Genomic DNA, 8,372 nt, shown 5'->3' with positions numbered 1-8,372 from the left:
CCGCGTCGACCAACGCGACCAGGACCGTGGGCCGCTCGGCTCCGGTGGCGCGGAGGCCGGCACCGCCCGCGGCGAGGCCCGGGCCCGCGGTATGTCGACGGCCGAGGCCATCCGGATCGGTACGGCGACGACGGGCCGCGCTGCGGCGCGGGCGCGCGCCGACGGGACCTTGCGCTCGTCGGGCAGGTGAATCTCCCCGAGCCCCAAGCGATTCTGCAGACGCTTCATCCAATGCGGCGCCCACCAGCAGTCGTCGCCGAGCAGCTTCATCACCGACGGCACCAGGAACATCCGGACCACGGTGGCATCCAGTAGCAGCGCCGCCATCAAACCGAAGGCCAGATATTTCATCATCACCAAATCGGAGAAGATGAACGAGCCGGCGACCACGGCCAATACCAACGCCGCCGCGGTGATCAGGCGGCCCGTCGTCGCCGTACCGATCCGGATGGCCTCGGCCGTCGACATACCGCGGGCCCGGGCCTCGACCATGCGCGACACCAGGAAGACCTCGTAGTCGGTGGCCAGACCGAAGCCGACCGCGACCACCAGCGCGATCAACACCACCATCAGCGGCGTCGCGGTGAAGTTCAGCCACTTCGACAGGTGTCCGTCGACGAAGATCCAGGTCAGGATGCCCAGCGTGGAGCCCAGGGTCAGCCCAAAGAGGCTGCGACAACCCGCTTTTCGGCTCAGCCGAACCCTTCGGGTGCCCGGCCGCCAAGTCCGCCGCAAGGCCCGCCGCGTGGCGAAGACCGTGAGATCGAGTCCTGGCTCAGCGACCTCCGCGGCGGAAAGGCCGGCGCTGGTCCTCAGCCCCCGCAGCCGTCCGCCGACGAGACCCGCGCGCTGCAGATCCCACCGCGCGACAAGCCGTCGGGTCCGCCGCCCAACGACGCCCCGGAAGACGTCACCACCGCGATTCCGACACCGCCGCGCGAGAATAAGGATGCTGACACGGCCGCAGCCACCGAGAAGATGAACGCCCACGGCGAGCAGCCCCGCCCGCGCCGTGGCGGGGGGCTCAGCGCCGCGGACCTGCTGCGCCGCGAGGGCCGCATCTAGCCGCTGGCCGCGAATTCGCTCAGGCCGACGGCCCGGCTCCTCCACATCGCTTCGCCCTGCATCGTCGCCGCGGCGCTATTCGCTTTTCACCGGTTCGGGCTTGTCTTTGTCGGCCTGGATCAGCGTGTCGTCGCTTTCCTCGACGGCCTCTTCCGGCTCGTCGGCCAGCAGCACCTGGAACGCGTTGTTCAGAAACGCGACGGTCGGGACGGACAACAGCGCACCGACGACGCCGCCCAGCACACCACCGGCCGCGATCGCGACCACCACCGCCAGCGGATGGATCGACACCGCGCGGCCCATCACCAACGGTTGCAGGATGTGGGCCTCGAGTTGGTTGACCGCGACCAGCAGGCCCAGCGTGATCAGTGCGTAGACAAAGCCTTTCGCCAGCAGCGCGACGATCACCGCCAGGAAGCCGCTCAGCACGGCACCGATCAGCGGAACGAATGCACCGAGGAACACCAGCGAGGCCAGCGGCAGCGCCAACGGCACCGCCATCACCGCCAACCCGGTGCCGACACCCACCGCGTCGACCAACGCGACCAGGAACGTGGCCCGCACGTAGCCGGTCAGAGCGCGGAAGCCGGCACCGCCCGCGGCGCGTACCCGGGCCCGCGGTATGTCGACGGCCGAGGCCATCCGGATCGGTACGGCGACGACGGGCCGCGCTGCGGCGCGGGCGCGCGCCGACGGGACCTTGCGCTCGTCGGGCAGGTGAATCTCCCCGAGCCCCAAGCGATTCTGCAGACGCTTCATCCAATGCGGCGCCCACCAGCAGTCGTCGCCGAGCAGCTTCATCACCGACGGCACCAGGAACATCCGGACCACGGTGGCATCCAGTAGCAGCGCCGCCATCAAACCGAAGGCCAGATATTTCATCATCACCAAATCGGAGAAGATGAACGAGCCGGCGACCACGGCCAATACCAACGCCGCCGCGGTGATCAGGCGGCCCGTCGTCGCCGTACCGATCCGGATGGCCTCGGCCGTCGACATACCGCGGGCCCGGGCCTCGACCATGCGCGACACCAGGAAGACCTCGTAGTCGGTGGCCAGACCGAAGCCGACCGCGACCACCAGCGCGATCAACACCACCATCAGCGGCGTCGCGGTGAAGTTCAGCCACTTCGACAGGTGTCCGTCGACGAAGATCCAGGTCAGGATGCCCAGCGTGGAGCCCAGGGTCAGCGCACTCATCACGGCCGCCTTGATCGGCAGCACCACCGAGCCAAACGCCAGGAACATCAGCAGCATCGTCGTGGTCAGCAGCACCACCAGCATCAGCGGAGCCTTGTCGAACAGGCTGTGGATGCTGTCCTGCTCGAGCGCGGGCACACCGCCGACCAGCACGGTCAGCCCCCTCGGCGGCGTGATCGATCTCAGCTCGTTGATCTTCTTGCCGGCGTCGTTGGCGTTGACCAGACCGTTCTGGATTACCCGGACCGAATCGTCCTTGGGGTGAGCGCCATTCGGGCCCGAGACGCAGGGGTTGCCCTCGATGGTCGGGCAGGCCCGCTCGGCCCAGGTGGTGTCGGTGAAGCCGCTGATCGAGGCGGCGTCGTTGCGGATCTCGGCGACCTGCTGATCGGTGACCTTGCTGTGGTTGTTGCTTTCGATCACCAGCGTCAGCTGGTTGGTGCGGTAACCCGGGAAGAGCTTGTCAAAGTTCTCTTGCGCCAACCGAACTGAGTTGTCCGGCGGCAGATACTTCTCGCTCATACCGCCGAAGGCCAGGTTGTGCAGGGGGATGACCAGCGCGATCATCCCGATGATGATCGGGATCGCGAACACCAGCGGCCGCCGCATCACGACGTTGACGAGCTTGCCCCAGAAGCCGGCCTCGACCTCTTCGCGGGTCTTGGTCTTCTGCAACCGGTCCGCCAGCCAGTTCAGGTAGGCGCGCGACGGGCGCCAGTTCGCCAGGAAGGGGATGCGGAACAGGGTGCGCACGCCGAGCGCGTCGACGTGCTTGCCGAGGATCGACAGGATCGCCGGCAGCAAAGTGATCGACAGGATCGCGGCCAGCGACACCGAGATGATCACCGCGTACGTCAGCGATTTCACGAAGCCCTGCGGCAGCAGGAAGAGGCTGGCCGCCGAGACGGCGATCAGGACCGCCGAGAACACGACGGTGCGGCCGGCCGTCATCACCGTGCGGCGCACCGCGGCCTCGGTGTCGTAGCCCTCGGCGATCTCCTCGCGGAACCGGCTCACGACGAATAGCCCGTAGTCGATTGCGATACCGAAGCCCATCATCGACACGACGGGCTGGGCGAAGAAGTGGACGGGCCCGAAGTCGGCGATCAGGCGCAGGATGCCGGTCGAGCCGGCGATGCTGAGGCCACCCACGATCGCCGGAAGAGATGCCGCGATCACGCCGCCGAACACCAGGAACAGCACGACCGCGACCAGCGGCAGCGCCAGCACCTCCATGCGTTTCTGGTCGGTGGCGATGGTCCCGGTCAAGGCGCTGGCGATCGGCTCCAGGCCGGCCAGCTGAATCTTGCCGTCGTTGAGCTTCTGCAGGTCGGGCTCGATGGTCTTGTAGTTGGTCAGGATCGTGTCGTCGTCGTTGCCCTTGAGCGGGATGCTGACGAAGGTGTGCTTGCCGTCCTCGCTGGCCATCCCCTTGATGACCGGATCTGTGCTGGTGGGCGCGGCCAGCCAGCCGGCCCAGCCGACGACCTGGTCGGGGTGGTCCTTCTTGAACGCGTCGAGTTCGCCGACGACCTTCTTCTGCCACGCCGGGTCGTTGACCGACTTCGGCGCGGTGAACGTCGCCACGATGTGGCTGGTTCGGTCTCGTCCGTAGGTGTTGTCACCGAGCACCGATGCCTTGACCGACTGGCTGCCGTCGTCGTAAAAACCACTCTGCGTGACGTGCTTGCCCAGGCTGATCCCGAAGATGCCGCCGAGCAGACTCAGCGCCACCATCACGCCGATCACGATGAACCGGTAGCGATATACAGTTCGACCCCACCAGGCGAACACGTAAGCTCCTTACTGGATCTGCGACGACCCGCGCATTGATGTTGAGTTGTCAGACACGCGAGGTCAGCAACGAGGACAGTGGCCGGAACGGTTGCAGCCACGCCCCCTGGTCAGGCAGCGAATCAAGCCCGATCCGCGGCAGTGGCTCCCGGAACACACCGGCGATGTCCTCCAGGTCGACAAACTCCAAGGTATCCGACGCTAGCGCCCAACTCGCATGTTCGCGAAATCCAAGCACCTGCACGGGTACCCCGCTACGCGCGATTTCCTCCAAGGGTATTCGGAAAGCTTGCCCATCGGCTGAGGCCACCACCAGCGCCGCCAAACCGTCCTGGTAACGCTGCGCGATGTGAGACAGCATGTCGCTGTCGACGTCGCTGTCCTCGTCGAGCTTCGGCTTGGCGAAGACCGCGAACCCGACGTTGCGCAGGGCGTCCACCCACGGCCGCACCACATCGGCGCTGCCTGCGGCGATGTTGGTGAACACGGTCGCTTCGGGCTCGGACGCGATGTCGTCGTGGCCGGCCGACACTTCCGCGGTGCGGGCCAGCAGCCAGCGTCCGAGCGCGTCGAAGCGGGGGCGTTCCGTCGCGGTGGGCCGCCGGCCCAGGATCGACCCCAGTCCCATGTCGAGGTTCGGCGCATCCCAGACAAGAAGTACGCGTCGCGGCGCGGGCCCCGATTCGACCTCGGGATCGATGGCTTCAGTGAGGCTCATGTCAGCGCCTTATCCACAGGAATTCCTTGACGACGCTGCCGGCGACCTCGGCCTTGCCCTCGTACTTCGTGGTCGGGCGAACGGTCGAGACCGGAGTGTCGGGACCGAAGTCCAGCCTGGTCAGCAGGGGCTCGGCGTCGCCGACCTCGGCGATCTGTTCGGCGTAGTCGGCGTGATCGGTCGCGGCGTGCAGCACCCCGCCCGGGCGCAGCCGGTCGGCGATGGTCGCCACCACGGCGGGCTGCAGCAGCCGGCGCTTGTGGTGCCGGGCCTTGGGCCACGGGTCTGGGAAGAACACCCGCACCCCGCTCAGCGAGCCGGGTGCCAGCAGGTGGTCCAGCACGTCGACAGCGTCGCCGCGGATCAGCCGGATATTGGTGACGTGCTCGCGGTCGATCCCGGAGAGCAACTGCGCCAGCCCGCGCCGGTAGACCTCGACCGCGATCACGTCGACGTCCGGCTCGGCTTGTGCCATCGCTAGCGTGGAAGTCCCGGTGCCACAACCGATTTCGAGGACCAACGGGGCGTCGCGGCCGAACCAGGCCTGGGTGTCCAGCGGTTCGGGGCCGTCCTCCGGGACGGCGACGCAGCCGAGCTCGGGCCAGAGCCGCTCCCAGGTCCGCTGCTGCGCCGCCGACAGCTGTGAGCGCCGCGTGCGGAAACTGGTGGTCCGGCGGTAGCCGGTGACCTCGCGTTCCGCAGGCAGGGCGGTAGGAGGCGTCGGCGGTGTGGCCGCGTCCACCGAGGGCTGCGCGCGCATCCGTTCATCGTGACCCATGAACCCATCATGTCGCCGCCCGCAAGGCAGATTGATACCCAACAGTTGCCTTCGGTCGGTATCGGGTGACTCGCCTGCGGGCTGGGCGAAATGTCACCATTCGACTGACAAACCGGTAACGCTGTGCCGCTAATGGCAGGTACTCAGCCAGAATGGTGGGTTAGCAACTGGAAGGCATGAGCGGATAGGGGCCTGGAATTTTCGTCGACGAGCTGGAGCGGTTTGCGGCCACGGTCTCCGACCCGCGCTGCGCGGCGATCGCCGAGCGAATCGCCACCCCGTTGCGGGTAGCCGTGTCGGGGCGCCGCGGTGTCGGCCGCGGGACGGTCACGCGGGCATTGGTGCACGCCGGGGTGAACGTGGCGACCACGGCCGCCGCCGACGTGGACGTCGTCGTCGTGGCCGACGCGGTCAAGCCCGAGGATCGGGCCACCATCGCCGGGACCGCTCGGCCCGTGCTCGCGGTGCTGAACAAGGCCGACCTGGTCGCGGCGACCGCGCCCGGCCGACACCGCGACGGCCCGACCGCCGCCGCCCGGACCCGCTGCGCGCAGCTGTCGTCCCGCGCCGGAACATCCGTCGTACCGATGGTCGGCCTGCTCGCCGTCGCCGCGCTGGACGATCGGCTCTGGGCGGAGCTGCAGGCGGTGGCCGCCGGGCAGACGACCGCGAGCCGCCGGCTGATGGCGACGCTCGACGGTTTCGGGGTCCGGCAGGCAACGGCCGCAATCCGGCGCAACGCGACCCGAGCCGAGGTCGAGGCGCTGCTGCGCCACCTGAGCGGCATCGACGAGGTCGTCGCCAAGATCGACGCGCTCGGCGCGCAGCTGCGGTACCGGCGCGTGATCGACGCCGTCGCCGAACTGGAGACGATGGCCGTCACCGATCGGCGGATCGGTCAGTTCCTCGCCCACGATGACACCGTCGTCGCCCGGATGATGGCCGCGGCGGACGCCGTCGAGTCCGCCGGCCTGGAGGTCGATCGCGGCGACACTGCCGCGGCGCATCTGCGCCGCGCAACGCACTGGCAGCGCCACCGACGCGGGTCGGCCTCTGGCGTCGAGCGCGCTTGCAGCGCCGACATCGTCCGGGGTTCGCTGCGGCTGTGGTCGAAGGCGGGGGGCTCGGTGTGAGCGGCAAGAAGGGCGCCGAGGCCGTTGCCGAAGTCGACGCGCTGGTGACCGCGATCGGTCCCGGTCTCGGGACGCCGGGCATCGAGCGCCTGGACGCCGTGCTGGTGACGGGGCCGTGGCTGGCCGGTGTGACCGCCGTGGTGGCCGCGCTCAACGACAAGCTGCCGAAGAAGAAGTTCGTCGAGTCCGCGGACCTGCAGCCTGGAGAGGTCCCGACGGCGGTGGTGTTCGTCGTCTCGGCGGCGGCCCTGTTGACCGAATCCGACTGCGTGCTGCTCGATGCGGTGACCGCCGAAACGGACGCGGTGATCGGTGCCGTGTCCAAGATCGACGTGCATCGGAACTGGGAAGAAATCCTGGCCGGCGACCGCGAGGTGCTGGCCGCGCACGCGCCGCGCTACGCCGACGTGCGCTGGGTCGGGGTGGCTGCCGCGCCCGAGGAGGGCGAGCCGCGCATCGACGACCTCGCCTCGGCGGTGTCCGATCAGCTCGCCAACGGCGACCTTGCCCGGCGAAACAGGTTGCGCGCGTGGCAATCTCGCCTCCAGGCCATGGCCGACCGCTACGACCGGGACGCCGAGGGCGCGGGCCGTCGCGCTCGGGTCGAGGCGTTGCGGGAACAGCGCAGCGAGATCCTGCGGCAGCGCCGGCTGGCCAAATCCGAGCGGACGATCGCGCTGCGCAGCCAGACCCAGCAGGCCCGCACCGAGCTGGCCTACTTCGCCCGCAATCGGTGCGCCTCGGTCCGATCGGAGTTACAGGAGGACGCCGCGGGCCTGAGCCGGGGCAGGCTGATGGAGTTCGAGGGCGAGGCCAAGACCCGGCTCAAGGACGTCATCACCGAAGTGGACGACGGCACCACCACGCATCTGGCCGAGATGGCCCAGACCCTGGACCTGACCGTCGACCCGCCCACTGCCACCCCGCTGCCGACAGTCGACCTGCCGTCGCCGCCGCTGAAGTCCCGCAAGCTGGAGAGCCGGCTGATGATGCTGCTGGGTGCCGGCTTCGGGCTGGGGGTGGCGCTGACGCTCAGCCGGCTGCTGGCCGACCTGACCCCGGGGCTGACGATCGCCGGGGCCGTCGCGTGCGCGGCGATCGGCCTTGCGCTCGCGGTCTGGGTGGTCGGCATGCGCGGGCTGCTCCGCGACCGGGCTCTGCTCGACCGCTGGGCCGGCGAGGCCACCGGGCTCGTTCAGTCCGCGGCGGAACAACATGTGGCGACTCGGGTGCTGGCCGCCGAGTCGGCGTTGACGGCCGCGCTCAGCGAACAGGACGAAGGCGAGAGCACGCGGGTGGCCGAGCAGGTCAGCGCCATCGACACCGAGCTGCGCGAGCACTCCGTCGTGGGGGCGCGGGCCGCGGCGCTGCGCGGCCAGGAGATGCCGACGGTGCAGGCCGCTCTCGCGGCGGTGCGGGCCGAACTCGGCGAGCCCGAGCCCGCCGAAGACGAGGACGAAACCCAGTCCGACGATGCGAACATAGAGTCAGAGGCCTCGGTGTCCGACGACGGCGACGCCGAGAAAATTGACGAAAGTTCACAGACCAGCACCGCCGATAACGTGTTCTGAATCGTTCCTGTGAGTTACCCGATACGCTCCCGGCTTTTTATGGGTATGCAGCTCGCGATAACCTGTGTGGAGGCCGCCGCACACTAGCCGCGCACTTCCGCACAACGCGACTG

At 68.8% G+C, this 8,372-nt stretch carries 5 protein-coding genes and 3 pseudogenes; 3 read left to right on the top strand and 5 right to left on the bottom strand.

Features of this window, described 5'->3' with window-relative positions:
- Positions 1-660: pseudogene (locus A5658_RS26785) on the bottom strand (MMPL family transporter); the annotation flags it as partial.
- Here A5658_RS26785 and A5658_RS28590 point away from each other — a divergent pair.
- Entirely contained in the window at positions 607-1,065 is a 459-nt protein-coding gene (locus tag A5658_RS28590; RefSeq protein WP_067342506.1) for a hypothetical protein, read from the top strand. The pseudogene A5658_RS26785 and the gene A5658_RS28590 sit on opposite strands and share 54 nt — an antisense overlap.
- Before the next feature lie 75 nt (positions 1,066-1,140).
- Here the strand turns inward: A5658_RS28590 and A5658_RS28585 are convergent.
- The 4 genes and pseudogenes from A5658_RS28585 to trmB form a co-directional block, all read right to left on the bottom strand.
- Positions 1,141-1,683, bottom strand: a pseudogene (locus A5658_RS28585) (AI-2E family transporter); the annotation flags it as partial.
- A gap of 6 nt (positions 1,684-1,689) precedes the next feature.
- A pseudogene (locus A5658_RS26775) lies at positions 1,690-4,059 on the bottom strand (MMPL family transporter); the annotation flags it as partial.
- A 49-nt stretch (positions 4,060-4,108) separates the two neighbouring features.
- Positions 4,109-4,777, bottom strand: coding sequence for an NYN domain-containing protein (locus A5658_RS26770; RefSeq protein ID WP_067342504.1), 669 nt, complete (start codon positions 4,775-4,777; stop codon positions 4,109-4,111).
- Between the two features lies 1 nt (position 4,778).
- Positions 4,779-5,555: a tRNA (guanosine(46)-N7)-methyltransferase TrmB gene (gene trmB / locus A5658_RS26765; protein WP_067342502.1), complete on the bottom strand. Its 777-nt coding sequence runs from the start codon at positions 5,553-5,555 to the stop codon at positions 4,779-4,781.
- A gap of 197 nt (positions 5,556-5,752) precedes the next feature.
- Here trmB and A5658_RS26760 point away from each other — a divergent pair, with 197 nt between their 5' ends.
- Both A5658_RS26760 and A5658_RS26755 read left to right on the top strand, forming a co-directional pair.
- The gene (locus A5658_RS26760; RefSeq protein ID WP_067342500.1) at positions 5,753-6,688 is read left to right on the top strand and encodes a hypothetical protein; all 936 of its coding nucleotides are present in this window, start codon (positions 5,753-5,755) and stop codon (positions 6,686-6,688) included.
- Positions 6,685-8,259, top strand: a complete 1,575-nt coding sequence (locus A5658_RS26755; RefSeq protein WP_082993440.1) for a hypothetical protein — start codon at positions 6,685-6,687, stop codon at positions 8,257-8,259. The genes A5658_RS26760 and A5658_RS26755 overlap by 4 nt, the downstream gene beginning before the upstream one ends.
- Positions 8,260-8,372: the final 113 nt, after the last annotated feature.

The sequence above is a fragment of the Mycobacterium sp. 1245111.1 genome (genome assembly GCF_001673405.1).
Classification (GTDB): Bacteria; Actinomycetota; Actinomycetes; order Mycobacteriales; family Mycobacteriaceae; genus Mycobacterium.
This window is presented reverse-complemented; position numbering and strand designations above follow the sequence as displayed.